Origin of the sequence: Rhizobium sp. 16-488-2b (assembly GCF_017741815.1) — a bacterium.
In the GTDB taxonomy this organism is placed as follows: domain Bacteria; phylum Pseudomonadota; class Alphaproteobacteria; order Rhizobiales; family Rhizobiaceae; genus Rhizobium.
The window spans coordinates 201,741-221,410 of sequence record NZ_JAGHMF010000007.1 but is presented as its reverse complement, the minus strand read 5'-3'; the positions used below and the strand labels follow the sequence as shown (position 1 = coordinate 221,410).

The window sequence follows — 19,670 nt, the reverse complement described above, 5'->3', positions numbered from 1 at the left end:
AAATTCGGCTCATGGCTGCGGTGCAAAATCGCGAATCGTCCCGGCGGGTGCCGAGGTGCTGGCGGACCGCTTGGCCGAAAACGCCGGGCCGTGATCGATAACGGGTTGATTTCCCGCGTAAACTCATAGTTCCCTGAGGCAAAGGGAGATGAGAATGACCAATCAGCAAACACCCGTCGTCAACGTGGATGCACTCAGCCTTGAGCGCTGGAAGCAGGGAGAGTTTTACCAGAGCGCGGATACATCCTTCGGTGCGATGCTCGGGCTGAAAGGGCTAGGCGTCAGCTATAACGAGGTACCAGCGGGCAAGTCGGGCTGTCCCTTCCACAACCATCATGCCGAGGACGAGATGTTCTTCGTGATCGAGGGGACCGGCGAGTATCGCTTCGGGGCGGAACGCTACCCGATCCGCAAGGGCGACGTCCTCGGTGCGCCGGCGGGCGGGCCGGAGACGGCGCACCAGATCATCAACACGGGCGCGACCCCGCTGATCTATCTCGGCATCTCGACGAAGGCTGCGACCGATATCGTCGAATATCCGGACTCGGGCAAGTTTCTCGCGAAGACGCGCCGCGAGGGATCGCCCGATCGATCGTTTCGCGTGATGGGCCGCGCCGGCGAAGATCTCGACTACTGGGATGGCGAGCCTGGTGCCTGACAAGGGATGAGATCGCGATGACCGAGATACCGACGATCGAGACCGAGCGGCTGATCCTGCGACCGCACACAGTTGAGGATTTCGAGGCTTATCACGCGCTGTGGAGCAACGATGCGGTCGTGCGCTTCATCAGCGGGGTGGCATCGACGCGGGAGCAGAGCTGGGGACGCATGCTGCGCGTCGCCGGCATGTGGCACCATATGGGCTTCGGCTTCCTCGCCATCGAAGAAAAAGAGAGCGGGAGGTTCGTGGGCGAAGCGGGCTTCCTGGAGATGAAGCGCGACATGCAGCCGGTCAACACCGAGGGGACGCTGGAGGCGGGCTGGGCGTTGATGCCGGACGCTCAGGGAAAGGGCTACGCGACGGAAGCGCTGCGGGCATTGATCGGCTGGGCGGAGGTGCACTTTCCGGCACGGCCGATGAGCTGCATCATCGATCCCGACAATGCCGCCTCGCTGCGCCTTGCCGAAAAACTCGGCTTTGGCGATGCGAGGCGCACGAACTACAACGGCGAGGTTATTCTGCTTTCGCGACCGGGAACTCGGCCAGCCTAGCGGCATAACGCGCCATTGTGTCGACTTCGAAATTGACGAAATCGCCGGCTTGGCGCTTTCCCCAGGTCGTGACCTCGAGTGTGTGGCGGATAAGCAGCACGTCGAAGTCGGTGCCATCGACGGCGTTGACGGTCAACGATGTGCCGTCAAGCGCGATCGAACCCTTGGGGGCGACGAACTTTGCCAGATGCTCCGGCGCGCGGATGCGGAAACGCGTGGCGTCACCCTCTTCGGTGACGGAGAGGATCTCGGCCTTGCCGTCAACATGGCCGGAGACGATGTGGCCGCCCAGTTCGTCGCCGATCTTCAGCGCGCGCTCGAGATTGACGGGGCTGCCCTCTTTCCAGGTGCCGATCGTCGTCAGGCGCAGCGCTTCTTCCCAGGCTTCCACCTCGAACCAGCGGCCATTGCTGCCCTCGTCGGGCAGGCCGGTGACCGTCAGGCAGATGCCGGAATGCGAGATCGAGGCGCCCATGTCGATGGTCGCGGGATCATAGCTGGTCGCCACGCGAAGCTTGATGCCCTCCTTCAAGGGTGAAACAGATTCGATCGTGCCAACGTCGGTGACAATGCCTGTAAACATCAAACTTCTCTTTCGTATTCGTCCAGGCTGTCGTCGCCAACTCTGCGCGTGCCCACATGCTTGAAATCGGATGGAATATCGGTTTTGCGGATCGGCGTTTCAATACCGCCCTCGCCGATCATGCCCGGCCCCTGGTAGAGCAGGATGCGGTCGACATAGCCTGCCTCGAGGAACAGCCGCGCCGTTTTGGCGCCGCCTTCGACCAGCAGCGAGGAAATGCCGCGGGAGGCGAGTGCCGGGAGAAGCTGTTCCGGGTGGTAGGGGTGGCAGTAGACGACTTCGACGCCAGATGCTTCGAGGGCTTTGCGGCGGGAGTCGAGTTGGTTGTTCGAGGCGTCGGCTTCGGCGGTTGGGATACCCACCTCTGCCCTGCCGGGCATCTCCCCCACAAGGGGGGAGATTGGTTGGGGGTGGCCGCTCGCTTCAACATCGATTGTTTCGGGAGAAGCAGACAACGAGTCGATCTCCCCCCTTGTGGGGGAGATGTCCGGCAGGACAGAGGGGGGTAAATCTTGCTCCCACGCCTCTGAAACCTCCTCACGCCCCACCACGATGACCGGCACCTGCCGCGCCGTCCGCACCAGCTTCGACGTAAGCGGCAGCTCCAGCAACGGATCCAGCACAATCCGCACCGGCGAGCGCCCCTCAAGCCCCTGAATGCGCACCGTCAGTTCCGGGTCATCTGCAACGGCGGTGCCGATACCGACAAGGATCGCATCCGTCTCGGCGCGCAGCTGCTGCACCTCGGCACGCGCCGCCGGACCGGTGATGGCGATCTGGCCCTCGCCCACGCGACCGATCATGCCATCTTCGGAAACGGCAAGCTTCAGAATCACATAGGGACGGTTCTTCGTCTGGCGGGTGAGATAGGCGGCGAGCGACTGGCGGCCCTCTTCTTCCAACAACCCGGTCTCGACCGTGATGCCGGCATCGCGAAGCATGGCGATGCCCCTGCCCGACACGCGCTCGTCAGGATCGGTGACGCTGATCACAACGCGGGACACGCCGGACGCGATCAGCGCATCGGCGCAGGGCGGCGTCTTGCCGTGATGGGAGCACGGCTCGAGTGTGACATAGGCGGTCGCGCCGTGGGCCAGTTCACCGGCCTCGGCCAGCGCCTGCGGCTCGGCATGCGGACGGCCGCCGACGGCGGTCGTGCCACGGCCGACGATCTTGCCGTCGCGCACGATGACGCAACCGACAGAGGGGTTTGTGGATGTCTGGCCGAGATGGAGGAGACCCAGGCGGATCGCCTCCTGCATGAATTGCGCGTCGTCTGGCGAGGCGCTCATCTCTCAGCTATCCAAGGGATCGCGAGCGATTTTAGCGTTGATCTCCGAGATCACCTTCTCGAAATCCTCGGCATGAGAGAAATCGCGGTAGACCGAAGCGTAGCGCACGAAGCCGACGTCATCTAGGCTCTTCAGCGCTTCGAGAACCTGCAGGCCGATCTGCTCGGAGCTGATTTCGACTTCGCCGGAGCTTTCCAGGCGGCGAACGATGCCTGAGACCGCGCGCTCTATGCGGTCGCGGTCGACGGGGCGCTTGCGCAGTGCGATCTCGAAGGAACGCACCAGCTTGTCGCGATCGAAAGGCACCTTGCGACCGGTCTTCTTCGAGACCATGAGCTCGCGCAGCTGCACGCGCTCGAAGGTCGTGAAGCGACCGCCGCAATCAGGACAGATACGCCTGCGGCGGATGGACGTATTGTCCTCCGCCGGGCGTGAATCCTTGACCTGTGTGTCTTCCGATCCGCAGAATGGGCAGCGCATGCGCTATCCTTAGCCGATGTAGTCGTACATTGGGAAGCGGCCGGTGAGGTTCATCACCTTGTCGCGTACGGCTGCTTCGACGCTGGCATTGCCTTCGTCGGAGTTGGCCGCCTTCAGGCCATCGAGAACCTCGACGATGAGATTGCCGATGTCCTTGAATTCCGCTTCCTTGAAGCCGCGCGTCGTGCCGGCCGGCGCGCCGAGGCGAACGCCGGAGGTGACGAAGGGCTTTTCAGGGTCGAACGGAATGCCGTTCTTGTTGCAGGTGATGTAGGCGCGGCCGAGTGCGGCTTCGGCGCGCTTGCCCGTCGCGTTCTTCTTGCGAAGGTCGACCAGCATCAGGTGGTTGTCGGTGCCGCCGGAGACGACATCGAGGCCGCCGGCGATCAGCGTATCAGCGAGCGCCTTGGCGTTCTTGACGATCTGAGCCGCATAGTCCTTGAACTCAGGCTGCAGCGCCTCGCCGAAGGCAACGGCCTTGGCGGCGATGATGTGCATGAGCGGACCGCCCTGCAGACCCGGGAAGACGGCCGAGTTGAACTTCTTCGCCAGATCTTCGTCGTTCGTCAGGATGACACCACCGCGCGGGCCGCGCAGCGACTTGTGGGTCGTGGTGGTCGCGACGTGGCAGTGCGGGAACGGCGACGGATGCTGGCCACCGGCAACGAGACCGGCGATGTGGGCCATGTCGACCATCAGATAGGCGCCGACTTCATCGGCGATCTCGCGGAAGCGCTTCCAGTCCCAGATGCGGGAATAAGCGGTGCCGCCGGCGATGATGAGCTTCGGCTTGTGGGTGCGGGCCTTCTCGGCGACGTCGTCCATGTCGAGCAGGTTGTCGCCTTCGCGAACACCGTAGGAGACGACGTTGAACCACTTGCCGGACATGTTGACCGGCGAACCGTGGGTCAGGTGACCGCCCGAGTTCAGGTCGAGGCCCATGAATGTGTCGCCCGGCTGCAGCAGCGCGAGGAAGACGGCCTGGTTCATTTGGCTACCGGAGTTCGGCTGAACGTTGGCGAAGTTGACGCCGAACAGCTTCTTGGCGCGTTCGATCGCGAGTTCTTCCGCGATATCGACGAACTGGCAGCCGCCATAATAGCGCTTGCCGGGATATCCCTCGGCGTACTTGTTGGTCATGATGGAGCCCTGGGCTTCCAGAACCGCACGGGAAACGATGTTTTCCGAAGCGATCAACTCGATCTCGTGACGCTGGCGACCGAGTTCCTTTTGGATCGAACCGAAGATTTCCGGATCGGTATCGGCAAGCGAGCGATTGAAGAAGGTCTGGGTAGAAGCATTGGTCATCGGCGGGCTCCTTAACTGGACTGCGCTAGGCTATTAGCGCCCTGCCCCGCCAAGGGCAATACGGAGAGCGACATTTGCTGGGCAATCTACGCGCAACAAAAAACCGCGCCATGAAAGACGCGGTTTTTTTTAATTCTAACGCAGCTTGCGGCTCTTACTGAACCGGCTGTTCCATGCCCGCGGTCGTGTCGAGCGCGAGTTCGGCATTGCCGTCCATCTGGTAGATGTCGTCGCGGAACTGGACGATACCGTCAGGCATGCCCCAGGCGGAGATGTAGACGAAGTATACAGGCACTTCCTCGGCCAGCTTGATCGGCGTGTTGACGCGGGTGGTGATCACCTGCTCCATCTGCTGGCGGGACCACGGAGGCGTGTCGCGCAGCAGCCAGGTGGTCAGGTCGCGAACGTTCTGGACGCGGACGCAGCCTGACGACTCGAAGCGCATGAGCTTGTTGAACAGGCCCTGCTGCGGCGTGTCGTGCATGTACTCGCCGTTCTTGTTGTAGAAGTTGATCTTCGTCGAGGCCATGGCGTTGATCTTGCCCGGATCCTGGCGGAACATCAGGTTCGGCGCCTTTTCGGCGTTCCAGTCGATCGTCTCGGGCGCCACTTCCGTGCCCTTGCCGTCGATCAGACGAATATTGTTCTTCGTGAGATAAGTCGGGTCCTTGCGCATCAAAGGCACGATGTCCTTCTCGACGATCGAACGCGGCGCGGTCCAGTAAGGATTGAGGATGACCTCGTAGATCTTCGAGTTGACCAAGTGTGTCGGGCGGCTGAGGCGGCCGACAACGGCGTTGTGACGCGTCACGACGCTGCCATCCTCGATGCCCTCAACGTAAGCGGCCGGGATGTTGACCATCACGTGGCGACGGCCGAGCTCTTCCGGGAAAGTCTGCAGGCGGATCAGGTTGGTGTTCAGCTGCTGCAGGCGCACGTCGGCGGGAATGTTCATCGCCTTCAGCGTGAATTCACCGAGCACGCCGTCGGCCGGGAGGCCGTGACGTGCCTGGAAGCGCTTGACCGCGCCGTCGACGTAGGAATCGAAGGACGAGGACATGCCGGCTTCCTGCGGCAGGTCGCCTGTGACGAAGAGGCGCTGGCGCAGGGCCTGGACGGACTGGTCGGTGACGCCGATCTGCAGACGCTGCTGGCCCGGGTTGACCTGCGGCCAACCGCCTGCGGATGCGATCTGCTGATACTGGGCGATCGCCTGCTGAATGCTGGGGACGGACTGCGGTCCGAGGATCGGGGTGTTCGACACCACGGCAGTTGCCGTACGCGAAGCGGCTTTCGCGTCGAACTGGTCATCCCAGTCACCGCGCTCCGGTGCATTGATGAGCGAATCGATCGCCGATTGCGCCAGTGCCGGCGCCGCTACCGAGCTTGCGCCAACGGCTGCGGCAGAAGCAAGAAATGCCCGCCGAGAGAGAGCTTCAGTACCTGTTTTTTTAGACATGCATCCCAACCACAATAATGCCGCCGCTTGAGAGACCGGTGGCTTTGCCCTTCGTCACCGCGAATAACGCAGTCACTACCCATCCGTTGCCACGGCGCACCTCAAATTCTCGCTGCCGGCGATCACATGATCGCGAGCAGGAAAGGCGAGGTTATCAAAACCCCGAATTCGGGAAGCGCCGGTTGCCGTATATTTTCGCTGCCATGCTAATATGGCCAATTCGTGTCTCCGCCGAAAAGTGCAACTTTCGATAGCGATCGAAGCGAAGAATGAACCAAACCATTGCAAGGATTCTGCCGGCTAATAGCGGCTAAAAGGCGACTTGAATACAGGGGCTTACCCCTTGAAGCACGGTTGGCTGGCCATGCGTTGCAAAGATGCCACGTCGGCGCAAACGGCAAAGCCGGACGCGCAGGGAAACGCATCCGGCTTTCTTTGACCTTGGAGGGGTCTTGTTGCTTAGAGACGATACATGATCGAGTCGTTCCAGAAGCGGTCCAGACGGGTCAGCAGCTTGTTCATCTGCGCGAACTCGTCGGTGCCGATGCCGCCGACCTTGTCGATCGATGCCGTGTGGCGCTCATAGAGCTTGGCAACCGTCTCGGCGATTTCCTGGCCGGTTTCCGTCAGGCTGATGCGGACCGAGCGACGGTCGATGCGCGAGCGCTGGTGGTTGATGAAGCCGAGGTCGACGAGCTTCTTGACGTTGTAGGAAACGTTGGAGCCCAGATAGTAACCGCGAGAGCGAAGTTCGCCGGCGGTCAGTTCCGAGTTGCCGATGTTGAAAAGGAGGAGAGCCTGGATGGCGTTGACGTCGCTGCGACCCTGACGGTCGAATTCGTCCTTGATGACATCCAGAAGACGGCGGTGAAGACGTTCAACAAGATGAAGGGATTCCATGTAAAGATCGCGGATACCCAGGTCCTGCTGTTCACGGAAGTTCGATACCGCCTGCGGCTTGATTTTCGTATTCATGATGACTGCCTCACTGTTTTGTTTGGCGGTGTTGGTTGTCTTCCCGCCTTGAGACAGACCCTATCGAATACAGATAAAATTCTACTTAAACTGCAGGCTTAACAGTGCCTTACCAAAACGCGCTGTTGTATCAGGGTAAATCAACGCTTACCTGCTGCCGGCGCCGGCGCTTCTCCTGCCAGAGCAAAAAGCGGAAAACAGCGTAGATAACGGCCACCGCCGCATGCAGCAGAATGATGAGTTTGTTGGCTCCGAAAATCTCCGGAAGAAAGCCATACATCATGATCTGGCCGCCGGCTGCGAGCACCCAGATGACGGGTCCCCAGGAGACAGCCAGCCAGAGCCCGAGGGCAGCCACAGGGAACAGGACGGCAAGGCTGGTGCTTGCCACCTTCCACGGCAGGCTCAAAAGATCGAAGCGCCCAGCGCCGATCAGCGAGTAGCCGACCAGCATCGCCCAATACTGCAATCCGAACCAGAAACACGAGATCGCGATCAGGCGCAGGAACAGGACAAAGAGAACGCCGGTGAGCGTGCTTTTCGGTATGGTCGGAGAATCAGCGTTCATGCGTCAGACAATAGGAGCGCTGCGGCGTCTTCGCCAGCGGTTGATCGCAAGCTGTTGATTGGTTGCGGCCATTCGCCCGGTTTGGATTTGTCGGATGGCATGATAATGAGCGCAGCAACAATTGGAACTGCCAAGAGCTGGAACGATCATGCAGGACAAGACACACCTCGTCGATGAAATCACGGGCCACCGCCGGATGCGGCGCAACCGCAAGGCCGACTGGACGCGCCGGATGGTGCAAGAGAACCGGCTTACGGTCGATGATCTGATCTGGCCGGTCTTTGTGGTTCCGGGTTCCGGTATCGTCGAGCCGATCCCCGCCATGCCGGGTGTCAACCGCATGAGCGTCGACAAGCTGGTGGAAGCCACCAAGGAAGCGGCAGATCTCGGCATTCCTGCTATCGCGACCTTCCCGAATATCGAGATGTCGCTGCGCGACGAGACCGGCTCAAACAGCCTTGAAGCGAACAACCTGATCAACCAGGCAACGGCCGCCATCAAGAAGGCCGTGCCGAATATCGGCGTCATCACCGACGTGGCGCTCGATCCGTTCACCAGCCACGGCCATGACGGCATCCTGCGCGGCAACGAGATCGTCAATGACGAGACGGTGGAGCAGGTGGCGCGCGCGGCCGTGATGCAGGCCGACGCCGGCTCCGACATCATCTCGCCGTCCGAAATGATGGACGGCCGCATCGGCGCCATCCGCCGTGCGCTTGACGCCGCCGGGCACCAGGATGTCGGGATCATGAGCTACGCGACGAAGTTCGCCTCCGCCTTTTACGGTCCTTACCGCGAGGCGATCTCGACGGGCGGGCTGCTGAAGGGCGACAAGAAGAGCTACTATATCGACCCGGCCAACGGCACCGAGGCGATCCGCGACGCGGCACTCGACGTCGAGGAAGGCGCCGACATGCTGATGGTCAAGCCCGGCCTGCCCTATATCGACATCTGCTGGCGGATGAAGGAAGCATTCGGCCTTCCGACCTTCGCCTATCAGGTGTCGGGCGAATATTCGCAGATCAAAGCTGCGGCGATGAACGGCTGGATCGATGGCGAAAAGGCGATGCTTGAGACCCTGCTCGCCTTCAAGCGCGCCGGCTGCGACGGCATCCTCACCTATTTCTCCATCGAGGTTGCCAAGATCCTCGCCAAGCGCTGATCGCTTCGCGTCAATATTGCATTCGGGGCGAGCGTCACCATATCAGCGGTAGCCACTCTCGAAAGGAGACCGTAACGATGTCGCTCAACCCGAACCCGCTCTATGCCGCACCTGACGATTGGCGCGCCTATAGCGGTACGCTGAGCCGGCGCGTTTTTGCGTTCATCCTCGATTATGTGATCATTCTGCTGCTCTGCATTCCGGCGGCGGTCATCCTGTTCTTCCTGTCGATCGTCACGCTCGGCCTCGGTTTCTTTCTTTATCCGGCGCTGTTCGTGATCGTCGCGGGCCTTTACTTCGGCTTTACGGTCGGCGGCTCGAGCCAGGCATCGCTTGGCATGCGGGCTATGGGGATTGCGATCGTGCGCGTCGATGGGCGGGAGATGGATTTCCTGACGGCGATCGTTCACCTGGCGCTGTTCTGGATCCTAAACTCGGTTCTCACGCCGCTGATTCTGCTGGTCGGCCTGTTCACCGAACGCAGCCGCCTGCTGCATGATTTTCTCGTCGGTACGGTGACGGTCAGAACCGCCTGAGATTGATCAAGTCTCTGAAATAAGCGGATTTCCCCTCTTTTTGAGGGGAAATTTTTGGCCAATATCCGAAAGTATAATCAGTCACAAAGCGCGGCGCACTGCCGCGCTGTTGACGTTTTCTTTTCTTAAGTCATGCTGTCATTTCAGCATGCAACCTAAGGACATCTCAGCAGCAGATGAATACGCAGACCACGCCATCTCCGCAGTTTTATCTGACGGCCCCGGCTGCCTGCCCTTACCTTGCGCATGAGATGGAACGAAAGGTTTTTACACATCTGGTCGGGCCACGCGCCGCCGAGATGAATGACATCCTGACGCAAGGCGGATTTCGCCGCTCCCAGAACATTGCCTACCGCCCGGCCTGCGAGGCTTGCCGTGCCTGTGTCTCGGTCCGCATCCTCGCCGACGAGTTCGAGCCGACCAAGTCGATGAAGCGGGTCATCGCCACCAATTCCGATATCATCTCGACAGAATTTCCGGCGCAGCCATCGAGCGAGCAATATTCGCTGTTTCGCCGCTATCTCGACTATCGCCACCAGCAGGGCGGCATGTCGGACATGACGGTGCTCGATTATGCGATCATGGTCGAGGATACGCACGTCAACACCAAGATCATCGAGTATCGCCGGCGTGTGGAAGGCTCCGGACTGGAAACGCGGCCGAGCGGCGAACTGATTGCGGCGGCCCTGACCGACACGATGAGCGACGGGCTCTCGATGGTCTACTCCTACTTCAATCCCGATCTCGACAAGCGCTCGCTCGGCACCTTCATGATCCTCGATCACATCAGACGGACAAAGGCGCTCGGCCTGCCGCATGTCTATCTCGGCTACTGGGTTCAAGGCTCACGGAAAATGGACTACAAGACCCGCTACCAGCCGCAGGAACACCTGACCGCGCGCGGCTGGGAGCGCTTCGACCCCACATCCCTTCCCGAAGGTAGTCAGCCCTAAATGAGTTTCCCTACCCTTTCCGATCATCGGAAGGGCCTGCTGCTGACGGCGATCGGCGGCCTTGCGCTCTCCATGGACATTCCGCTCGTGCGCCTCGCCCATGGCGACATGTGGTCGATCGTCGGCATGCGCAGCATCACGACGGTTGCCGTGACTTTGCTGATCGTTTGCGCAATACGGTGGATGAAGGGAAGCTGGCCGGCGATGGTGCCCGGTCGAGCGGGCCTTCTTGCGGGATTTCTCTATGGGCTCTCGACCATAACATTCCTGCTCGCGGTGTTTAACACGACGACCGCCAACGTGGTCTTCATCGTCGCCTTCAATCCGATGTTCGGCGCGCTGCTTTCCTGGCTGTTCCTGAAGGAGCGCCCACCGTTGTCGACGCTGGTGACAATGGCTGTAATGATCTTCGGTGTCGGCCTGATTGTTGGCGACGGCCTGGCCGGCGGCCACAGCTTCGGCGATGCGATGGCGCTTTTGACGGCGCTGGTGCTTGCGGGCGCGATTACGGTCGGGCGCGCATCGCGTCGCGCCATGGGCTTCGTGCCGTTGCTTGCCGCAGCCTTTCCCGCCGCGCTTGGCCTCGCGAACGCTTTGCCGGCAGGCCTCGTGATCGAGCATCCCGCCTGGATCATCTTCAACGGTGCTGTGCTGATGCCAGTGTCGTTCTGGTGCCTTGCCAGCGGGCCGCGCTATCTGTCGGCACCCGAGGTCGGCATGTTCTATCTGCTCGAGACCATTCTCGCGCCGATCTGGATCTGGCTGATTTTCGCGGAAACGCCGCCGGTCATGACGCTGATCGGCGGCTCCATCCTCGTCACCGCGATTATGGCGCACTCGCTTTGGATGGTTCGGAAACAGCCTGCGACGCAACAAGCTCCGGCAGCTTGACAGTGTGAGCCGCATCGAGCTCGCGCTCCAGCCCGTTCAGCACGTGCGTCCACCCGCGATGCGTCTGCTCTTCGAAGGCCGACCACTCCGCGCACATTTCATGCGACAGCGTCAGGCGCGTGCCCTCCCCCAGCGGCTCGATTTCGACGCGGATGCGATCGGCATTGTGATCGTGTTCGGCGACCGAAAACGAGAACACCATCAGGCGCGGCCGACGCATTTCGAGAAATACGCCATAATGAACGGCGTCACCGGTCGGCCGTCTGTCGATGACGAGAAAATGGCCGCCGACGCGCGGCTCGATATCGGCGCGGATCACCCGGCCGTCATCGGTGGCGAAGAGGAAGCGTTTGGCGATTTCGGGATTGAGCCAGGCGTCATAAACCTCGCAGGGCGAGGCATTGTAGGTGTGGCCGACTGAAAGCGTAATGGTCTTGCAGGCGCTCATCAACATTCCTCCGTGATCGGACCTCCATGATCGGACATGCCGCCTCCCCACGAAGGCGCCACATACGATCATTCCGTCCGCCTTCGGAATGATGTTTGTCCATGTTGTGATTACAGGACAGAACTAGAGCAAATGCCCCGCTCGCCAAGAGCGGGGCGCTGATATATTTCAGCCGGCGAACTTGCCGCTGCGGGGGAAGCCCTTGGGAACGGTGCGGCCGGCGGATGCGCGGTCGGCGAGCCATTCGGCGAGCTCGTCCTTGTTCTTGCTGAACGTACGGCCGGCGCTGTCTTCCCAAACGAGGCCATCCGCTATCGCGAAGCAGCGAACGTCGGAAATGCCGCCATCCTTGTAGCGCTGCAGGCGAACGCCCTTGCCGCGCGACATCTCCGGAACCTGATCGAGCGGGAAGACGAGAAGCTTGCGGTTCTCGCCGACGACGGCGACGTGGTCGCCGGAGACGGGCACGAGCAGCTTGGTTTCGTCGGGCATGGAGACGTTCATGATCTGCTTGCCCTTGCGGGTGTTGGCAACCATGTCGGTCTCGGCGACGACGAAGCCGTTGCCGGCCGTCGAGACGATCATCTGCTTGCGCTGCGGATCGTGGACGAAGGCCGTCAAGACGTCCTGGTCGTTGTCCATGTCGATCATGATGCGCAACGGTTCGCCATGGCCACGACCACCCGGCAGCTTGTCGCCGCCAAGCGTGAAGGCCTTGCCGCCCGTGGTGATGACAAGGATCTTGTCCGTCGTCTGCGCCGGGAACGCGATCCTCAGCGCGTCGCCTTCCTTGAAGGTCAGCGTCGTGGTGTCGGAGATGTGGCCCTTCAGCGCACGGATCCAGCCCTTTTCGGAGACGACGACGGTGATCGGCTCTTTCTCGATCATCGCCTGCTGGATCGCCTGCTCGTCGGCATCAGGCGCTTCGGCGAATTGGGTGCGGCGGCGGCCGAGTTCGGTCGCCTTGGCGAACTTCTTCTTCACCTCGCCGATTTCCCAGGCAACGGTCTGCCATTGCTTGTCCTCGGACGCGAGCAGCGCTTCAATCTCGGCCTTTTCCTTGCTCAGCGCGTCGAACTCGGTGCGGATTTCGAATTCTTCCAGCTTGCGCAAGGAGCGCAGGCGCATGTTGAGAATGGCTTCGACCTGGATCTCCGTCAGCGACCAGCGCGCGACCATGACGGGCTTGGGCTCGTCCTCCTCGCGGATGATACGGATCACCTCATCAATATTGAGGTAGGCGATCAGCAGGCCGCCCAGGACTTCCAGGCGACGCTCGATGGCGGCAAGGCGGAATCGCGAGCGGCGCTGAAGCACATCGCGACGGTGGTCCAGCCATTCCTTCAGGACCTCGTTCAGTGCCATGACGCGCGGGATGCGGCCCATGGAGAGAACGTTCATGTTCAGCGGGAAACGGCTTTCGAGTTCCGTCAGCTTGAACATGGATTCCATGAGGATGGTCGGGTCGACGGTGCGGTTCTTCGGCACCAGCACGACGCGGACGTCTTCGGCCGACTCGTCGCGAATGTCTTCCAGCAGTGGCAGCTTACGGGCGATCAAGAGCTCGGCGATCTTCTCGATCAGGCGCGACTTCTGCACCTGGAACGGAATTTCGGTGATGACGATCTGATAACCGCCGCGGCCGAGATCCTCGGTCTCCCACTTGGCGCGCGTGCGGAAGCCACCGCGGCCGGTCTTGTAGGCATCGATGATCGTCTGGCGGTCGTCGATGATGATGCCGCCGGTCGGGAAATCCGGACCGGGGATGAACTGCTCCACCAGCGTCTCGACCGTCGCATCCGGATGCTTGATCAGATGCAGCGCCGCGTCGCACAGTTCGTGTGCGTTGTGCGACGGGATCGAGGTTGCCATGCCGACGGCGATGCCCGACGAGCCGTTGGCGAGAAGGTTCGGGAAGGCGCCGGGAAGAACCGTCGGCTCCTGGTCTTCCTCGTTATAGGTCAGCCGGAAATCGACGGCGTCCTGGTCGACACCCTCGAGCAGCAGCCCGGCGACATCGGTCATGCGGGCTTCGGTGTATCGATAGGCAGCAGCGCTGTCGCCATCGATGTTGCCGAAGTTCCCCTGTCCGTCGACAACAGGATAACGTTGCGAGAAATCCTGGGCGAGACGGACCAGCGCATCGTAGACCGACTGGTCCCCGTGCGGGTGGAATTTACCGATGACGTCACCGACGATACGGGCGCATTTCTTGAAGGCCGAGTTTGGGCGAATGCCCATCTCGCTCATCGCGTGGATGATGCGGCGATGGACCGGCTTCAGGCCATCGCGAACGTCGGGCAGCGCGCGGTGCATGATGGTCGACAGCGCGTAGGCGAGATAACGCTCTTCGAGCGCCGCCTTCAGGTCGATCGGAAGAATGCTGTCATCGTCTCCGCCAGAGGGCGGCAAAATCTCTTGTCCCATACCTTCTGACTAACCGAGATGGTTGATGTGAGCAAGGAATCCGGGCATTGCGGCTGTGGATGAAGTCTCCGAACAGAAAGAAAACAACCGCTAAAACCTTTCTGCCCGAATTTGGACTTTGTTTGCTTATCCCTTCAACATAATTTTAGAAAACACGAAATATAAACCGGCACAAATCCATCGTAGATTATGGCCAACCGCCCACCTGGATCTGAGGAACACCCATGACATTTTACCGGACGACACGGCTCATGCTTTCGGGCGTGGCATTCCTTTCTCTCGCCGGCTCCGCTTTCGCGCTCGATGGCCAGGACCTGCTGACGAAGATCAATGCCGCCTACACGCTGCAGGGCGGCACGCTCGCGGCCGATGGCGTCGATGTCGACGGCAAGACCGTGACGCTGAAGAACGCCAGCTTCAAGCCGAACAACGGCAGTGCTCTGCCGATCGGCGAAATCACGCTCTCGGGCGTCGAGGAAGACGAGGACGGCGGCTACTACATCGAGGAAGCAGCCTTCCCCGACATCAACACCACCAATGACGGCGCGACGCTGACCGTGACCGAGCTGACGCTCGGCGGCATCTCCATCCCCGCCGATGCCAAGGGCGAAGGCCTCTCCTCCATGCTGCTCTACGAGAGCGCCCACAGCGGCCCGCTGAAGGTCGTCAAGGACGGCGCCGAAGTGTTCTCGCTCGGCGGCAGCGATGTGAACCTGACGCTGCGCGAAGACGAGTCCGGCTTCGATTTCGACGGCGCCTTCAAGAGCCTCAAGGCTGACCTCAGCAAGGCGGCCGATCCGCAGAGCAAGGAAGCGATCGAGAAGCTAGCGCTGCAGCAGGTCAATGGTGACATCACCATGAAGGGCGCCTGGGATCTGGCACCGGGCACGATCGACGTGTCCGAGTTCGCCTTCGACTTCAGCAATGTCGGCAAGCTCAACCTCGCCTTCAAGGTCAACGGCTATACGCTCGCCTTCGTGAAGTCGCTGCAGGAAGCCGCCCAGCAGGCGGAAGCCAACCAGAACAAGGACCAGGCCCAGCAGGCCTTCGGCCTTGCCATGCTTGGCCTACTGCAGCAGCTGTCCTTCGAAAGCGCCCAGATCCGCTTCGACGACGCCTCGATCACCAAGCGCGCGCTCGACTACGCCGGCAGCCAGCAGGGCATGTCTGGCAAGCAGATGGCCGACTCGCTGAAGGCGATGGCGCCGATCATGCTGGCACAGCTCAACATCCCGGAACTGCAGAACGCCGTATCGGCCGCCGTCAACACCTTCCTCGACGACCCGAAGAGCCTGACGGTCAACGCCGCTCCGGCCAAGCCCGTGCCGTTCCCGATGATCATGGGTGCCGCCATGGGCGCACCGAACACGCTGCCGCAGGTGCTCGGTGTGAAGGTTTCGGCGAACGATTGATCGCCTTGACATGAAATCAGGAAGGCCCGGCGCGCATTGCTCGCCGGGCCTTTTTTCATCGTATGCCGTGGCGTTTCAATTCGCTGATCGCGTGATCAGCCGCTGCCAAGAGTTCGTCGGCGCCCGCACCGTCACGTGCCTGGACCGACATTCCCTGAACCATGGCGCCGAGAAAACGGGCAAGCGAGCCGGCGTCGGTGTCGGCGCGCATATCGCCCTCCTCTACCCCACGCTCGATACGCGCCTGGAACGCGCCGAGCGTCTGCAGCCGAAGGGATGAAACGTGAAAGGCGATGTCCTCGTTTTCCGCCGCGCAGTTCAGCACCGCCGTCGAGATCATGCAGCCCTTGGGGTGTTCGGGTGCCGTGAACAGGAATGCGGAGTTCCGCAGGAAACGCGTGAAAGCCGTTACCGTATCGATCTTTTCCTGCAAAGGGTTGCCCGGCTCCTGCCGTGGCATGCGACGGTACTGATCGAGCGTCTCGCGATAGAGATCAGCCTTTGAGCGGAAGGCCGCGTAGAGACTTTGGGGGGTAATCCCCATCGACGCCGTCAGGTCGGCGATCGATGAGCCATCGTAGCCGTGCTGCCAGAAGACGTCACGCGCCGCCGCCAGAACGACCTCCCTGTCGAAAGCAGGTGGGCGGCCGCGCTTGCGGGGAGTTTCAGGTTTCGAACTTTCTGTATTTTTCACAACGTTCACTCTGGAATTATCTTGCGATCCGTTATATTCAGGAATGGTCATTGTGATTATAGAAGGTTTGATCTCATGAGTCTTCCCCCAGACATCAAGATTGATAACGCGGCGATATCCTTCGGCGCAGGCGTCGATAAAGCGATCGATGCCGCACTTGACGACAAGCGGCTAGTGGGCGCCGTGGTCCTGATCATGCAAGATGGAAAGCCGGTCTACCGGCGCGCAGCCGGGCTGGCGGACCGGGAGGCCGGACTGGCGATGACCGAGGACACGATCTTCCGCTTTGCCTCGGTCACCAAGCCGATCGTGACGATTGCCGCCATGCGACTGGTCGAACAGGGCCGGATGGGTTTGGACGATCCGATCACACGCTGGCTGCCCGACTTCCGGCCGCGGCTTGCCGATGGCGGGGAAGCGGTCATCCGCCTTCGCCATCTGCTCACCCACACCGCAGGCCTCAGCTACTGCTTCATCGACGAGGATGGTCCCTATACCCGCGCCGGCGTTTCGGACGGCATCGGCGAGCCTGGAATGGCGCTTGCGGAGAACCTGAAGCGCATTGCGAGTGCACCGCTGCGGTTCGCGCCGGGCGAAGGCTGGTGCTACTCTCTGGCGATCGACGTTCTCGGCGGCGTCATCGAGCAGGAAATGGCCATGTCGCTCGACGATGCGGTCGCGGAGCTCGTCACCGGCCCGCTCGGGCTTACAGACACCGCGTTTTCGGTGCGCGACCGGAAGCGATTGGCGGCCGCGTACTTCAATGCCTCGCCCGAGCCGGAGCGGATGGGTCAGGAAGCCGTCATTCCCGCGCTGACGGGTTCAGTGCGGTTTGCGCCGGACCGGATTTTCGACCCTTCCTCCTATCACTCCGGTGGCGCAGGAATGGCGGGCACGGCGGACGATATACTGCGCATTCTCGAAACCATCCGCCAGGGCGGCGGCGCGTTGCTATCTGCGGAAACGGTCGCGACCATGATGACCGACCAGGCCAATGGCCTGCGGCAGCAGGTGGAGCCCGGCTCGGGCTTCGGTTTCGGCTGGGCCGTGGTGACCGATCCCGATGCCGCGCAGGTTCCGCTGTCTGGCGGTAGCCTGCAATGGGGCGGGGTTTACGGCCACAGCTGGTTTGTGGATCCGACAAAGAAGCTCACCGTGGTCGCGCTCACCAATACGGCGCTGGAGGGCATGTGGGGCCGGTTCACCGTCGACCTCAAACAGGCGATCTACGCGGCTATCTGACATTGCCCGGAAACGAAAAAAGCCCGACTTGCGCCGGGCTTTTCTCATTCAAGCGTTGTTCGCTCAGTCCTTCTTGACCGGCGGCATGACGCGCAGCGACAGTTCCATCAGCTGCTTCGGCGTTGCCGGCGACGGGGCGTTCATCAGGAGGTCCTGTGCCTGCTGGTTCATCGGGAACAGCGTGATTTCGCGCAGGTTCTTGGCGCCGAGCAGGAGCATCACCACACGGTCGATACCGAAAGCACAGCCGCCGTGCGGAGGCGCGCCGTACTGGAAGGCACGGTACATGCCGCCGAAGCGCTCTTCGACATCCGTCTGGCTGAGGCCGACCAGTTCGAAGGCCTTGACCATGGCTTCCGGCGACTGGTTACGGATCGAGCCCGAGGCGATTTCGAAGCCGTTGCAGACGGCGTCGTACTGGTAGGCCTTAAGCGACAGCGGATCCTGGGTCTGCAGCGCTTCCAGACCACCCTGCGGCATCGAGAACGGGTTGTGGGCGAAGTCGATCTTCTTGTCTTCCTCGCTCCATTCGTAGAACGGGAAGTCGATGATCCAGCACAGTTCGAAACGGTCGCGATCAACGAGGTTCAGGTCTTCACCCGCCTTGGTGCGCGCTTCGCCCGCGAACTTGTAGAACTTCGCAGGTTCGCCAGCGACGAAGAAGGCGGCGTCGCCTGCTTCAAGGCCGAGCTGTACGCGCAGCGCTTCGGTGCGCTCTTCGCCGATGTTCTTTGCAAGCGGACCGGAACCGCCGACCTTGCCGTCTTCTTCCTTCCAGAAGATGTAGCCGAGGCCTGGCTGGCCGAGCGACTGCGCCCAGGCGTTCATGCGGTCGCAGAATGCTCTGGAGCCGCCGGTCTTGGCCGGGATCGCCCAGACTTCAACCTTCGGGTTCGAGGCGATCATGCCGGCGAACACCTTGAATCCGGAGCCTGCGAAGTGCTCGGTGACGGCCTGCATTTCGATCGGGTTACGCAGGTCTGGCTTGTCGGAGCCGTACTTGCGGATCGCGACGTCGTAAGGAATGCGCGGCCATTCCTTGGTGACCGGCTTGCCTTCGGCGAACTGCTCGAAGACCGAGGTCATAATCGGGGCCATCGTGTCCCAGACGTCTTCCTGGGTGACGAAGCTCATTTCCAGGTCGAGCTGGTAGAATTCGCCCGGCAGGCGGTCGGCGCGCGGGTCTTCATCGCGGAAGCACGGCGCGATCTGGAAGTAGCGGTCGAAACCGGCCACCATCAGGAGCTGCTTGTACTGCTGCGGCGCCTGCGGCAGGGCGAAGAACTGGCCGGGGTGGATACGTGACGGCACGAGGAAGTCGCGCGCGCCTTCCGGCGAGGACGCCGTCAGGATCGGGGTCGTGTATTCGCCGAAACCGGCCGACGTCATGCGGTTGCGGATATCGGAAATGATCTGGCTGCGCTTGACGATGTTCTTGTGCAGCGTCTCGCGGCGCAGGTCGAGGAAGCGGTACTTGAGGCGGATGTCCTCAGGATAATCAGGCTCGCCGAAGACCGGCAGCGGCAGTTCCTTGGCTTCGGAGAGGACTTCGATCTCCTGAGCGTAGAGTTCGATTTCGCCGGTCGCCATGTTCTTGTTGACGGTGTCTTCCGAACGCGCCTTGACGACGCCGTCGATGCGGATGACCCACTCGCCGCGCACGGTTTCGGCGATCTTGAAGGCCGGGCTATCCGGGTCGGCGACGACCTGGGTCATGCCGTAGTGGTCGCGAAGGTCGATGAAGAGAACGCCGCCATGGTCACGAACGCGGTGGACCCAGCCGGAAATCCGGACATTGGCGCCGACATCCGACTTGCGGAGGGCTGCACATGTGTGGCTGCGGTAACGATGCATCATCTCAATTTCCAGTATTTGGCTTGAAGACGGCAGCAGGGGCTTCAAAAGCTCTCTCGCGCCGACAAGAAAATCGGGCGGAAAAGCGCATGGACGGCCTGATTTGTCAAGACTTGGCACGGCTCACGCGTGCTTTGCGCCCGGTTTTCGGCGTAGTTGCAACCTTATCATATG

General features: G+C 61.4%; 19 protein-coding genes. 8 read left to right on the top strand and 11 right to left on the bottom strand.

The annotated features are described in order from the left end of the window. Window positions 1-154: 154 nt before the first annotated feature. Window positions 155-658, top strand: a complete 504-nt coding sequence (locus J5286_RS07265) for a cupin domain-containing protein (protein WP_209189810.1) — start codon at window positions 155-157, stop codon at window positions 656-658. Window positions 659-675: 17 nt separating this feature from the next. Then, window positions 676-1,212: a GNAT family N-acetyltransferase gene (locus J5286_RS07260; RefSeq protein ID WP_209189809.1), complete on the top strand. Its 537-nt coding sequence runs from the start codon at window positions 676-678 to the stop codon at window positions 1,210-1,212. On the opposite strand, the gene J5286_RS07255 is transcribed toward J5286_RS07260, so the two are convergent. The 7 genes from J5286_RS07255 to J5286_RS07225 form a co-directional block, all read right to left on the bottom strand. Then, window positions 1,175-1,795 (bottom strand): riboflavin synthase, encoded by a 621-nt coding sequence (locus tag J5286_RS07255; RefSeq protein ID WP_209189808.1) that lies wholly within the window; start codon window positions 1,793-1,795, stop codon window positions 1,175-1,177. The two genes, J5286_RS07260 and J5286_RS07255, sit on opposite strands and share 38 nt — an antisense overlap. After that, entirely contained in the window at window positions 1,795-3,087 is a 1,293-nt protein-coding gene (ribD, locus tag J5286_RS07250) for a bifunctional diaminohydroxyphosphoribosylaminopyrimidine deaminase/5-amino-6-(5-phosphoribosylamino)uracil reductase RibD (protein WP_209189807.1), read from the bottom strand. Before ribD ends, J5286_RS07255 begins: the two co-directional genes overlap by 1 nt. Window positions 3,088-3,090: 3 nt before the next feature. Continuing rightward, on the bottom strand, window positions 3,091-3,567 hold the full coding sequence (gene nrdR, locus J5286_RS07245) for a transcriptional regulator NrdR (RefSeq protein WP_047513200.1): 477 nt from the start codon (window positions 3,565-3,567) through the stop codon (window positions 3,091-3,093). A 9-nt stretch (window positions 3,568-3,576) separates the two neighbouring features. Further along, complete coding sequence (gene glyA, locus J5286_RS07240) at window positions 3,577-4,875, bottom strand: serine hydroxymethyltransferase (protein WP_209189806.1); 1,299 nt, start codon at window positions 4,873-4,875, stop codon at window positions 3,577-3,579. A 154-nt stretch (window positions 4,876-5,029) separates the two neighbouring features. Then, a complete protein-coding gene (locus J5286_RS07235; protein WP_112973538.1) occupies window positions 5,030-6,334 on the bottom strand; it encodes a L,D-transpeptidase family protein in 1,305 nt (434 codons plus the stop codon). A gap of 459 nt (window positions 6,335-6,793) precedes the next feature. Then, entirely contained in the window at window positions 6,794-7,309 is a 516-nt protein-coding gene (gene ldtR / locus J5286_RS07230) for a transcriptional regulator LdtR (RefSeq protein ID WP_018898693.1), read from the bottom strand. Between the two features lie 130 nt (window positions 7,310-7,439). After that, entirely contained in the window at window positions 7,440-7,877 is a 438-nt protein-coding gene (locus J5286_RS07225) for a DUF6163 family protein (RefSeq protein WP_209189805.1), read from the bottom strand. A 148-nt stretch (window positions 7,878-8,025) separates the two neighbouring features. Here J5286_RS07225 and hemB point away from each other — a divergent pair, with 148 nt between their 5' ends. From hemB to J5286_RS07205, 4 genes are all read left to right on the top strand, one after another. Next, entirely contained in the window at window positions 8,026-9,039 is a 1,014-nt protein-coding gene (gene hemB, locus J5286_RS07220) for a porphobilinogen synthase (RefSeq protein WP_111561157.1), read from the top strand. A gap of 77 nt (window positions 9,040-9,116) precedes the next feature. Beyond that, window positions 9,117-9,575 carry an RDD family protein gene (locus J5286_RS07215; RefSeq protein WP_018898696.1) on the top strand — a complete coding sequence of 153 codons (459 nt, stop codon included), beginning with the start codon at window positions 9,117-9,119 and terminating at the stop codon, window positions 9,573-9,575. A 176-nt stretch (window positions 9,576-9,751) separates the two neighbouring features. Then, on the top strand, window positions 9,752-10,528 hold the full coding sequence (locus J5286_RS07210) for an arginyltransferase (RefSeq protein ID WP_018898697.1): 777 nt from the start codon (window positions 9,752-9,754) through the stop codon (window positions 10,526-10,528). Continuing rightward, complete coding sequence (locus J5286_RS07205; RefSeq protein WP_209189804.1) at window positions 10,529-11,419, top strand: DMT family transporter; 891 nt, start codon at window positions 10,529-10,531, stop codon at window positions 11,417-11,419. On the opposite strand, the gene J5286_RS07200 is transcribed toward J5286_RS07205, so the two are convergent. Both J5286_RS07200 and parC read right to left on the bottom strand, forming a co-directional pair. Continuing rightward, a complete protein-coding gene (locus J5286_RS07200; RefSeq protein WP_047513216.1) occupies window positions 11,355-11,867 on the bottom strand; it encodes an SRPBCC family protein in 513 nt (170 codons plus the stop codon). The genes J5286_RS07205 and J5286_RS07200 overlap by 65 nt on opposite strands. 168 nt (window positions 11,868-12,035) lie before the next feature. After that, window positions 12,036-14,294: a DNA topoisomerase IV subunit A gene (gene parC / locus J5286_RS07195; protein ID WP_209189803.1), complete on the bottom strand. Its 2,259-nt coding sequence runs from the start codon at window positions 14,292-14,294 to the stop codon at window positions 12,036-12,038. A 224-nt stretch (window positions 14,295-14,518) separates the two neighbouring features. Between parC and J5286_RS07190 the strand changes: the two genes are divergently transcribed. Then, a complete protein-coding gene (locus tag J5286_RS07190) occupies window positions 14,519-15,706 on the top strand; it encodes an aq_1923 C-terminal domain (protein WP_209189802.1) in 1,188 nt (395 codons plus the stop codon). Between the two features lie 55 nt (window positions 15,707-15,761). Here J5286_RS07190 and J5286_RS07185 read toward each other — a convergent pair whose 3' ends face one another. Beyond that, the gene (locus tag J5286_RS07185; RefSeq protein ID WP_209189801.1) at window positions 15,762-16,451 is read right to left on the bottom strand and encodes a TetR/AcrR family transcriptional regulator; all 690 of its coding nucleotides are present in this window, start codon (window positions 16,449-16,451) and stop codon (window positions 15,762-15,764) included. 24 nt (window positions 16,452-16,475) lie between these two features. On the opposite strand from J5286_RS07185, the gene J5286_RS07180 reads away from it, so the two are divergent. Then, complete coding sequence (locus J5286_RS07180) at window positions 16,476-17,642, top strand: serine hydrolase domain-containing protein (protein ID WP_209189800.1); 1,167 nt, start codon at window positions 16,476-16,478, stop codon at window positions 17,640-17,642. A 63-nt stretch (window positions 17,643-17,705) separates the two neighbouring features. Here the strand turns inward: J5286_RS07180 and aspS are convergent, their stop codons facing one another. Beyond that, on the bottom strand, window positions 17,706-19,496 hold the full coding sequence (gene aspS, locus J5286_RS07175; protein WP_047513643.1) for an aspartate--tRNA ligase: 1,791 nt from the start codon (window positions 19,494-19,496) through the stop codon (window positions 17,706-17,708). Between the last annotated feature and the right edge of the window lie 174 nt (window positions 19,497-19,670).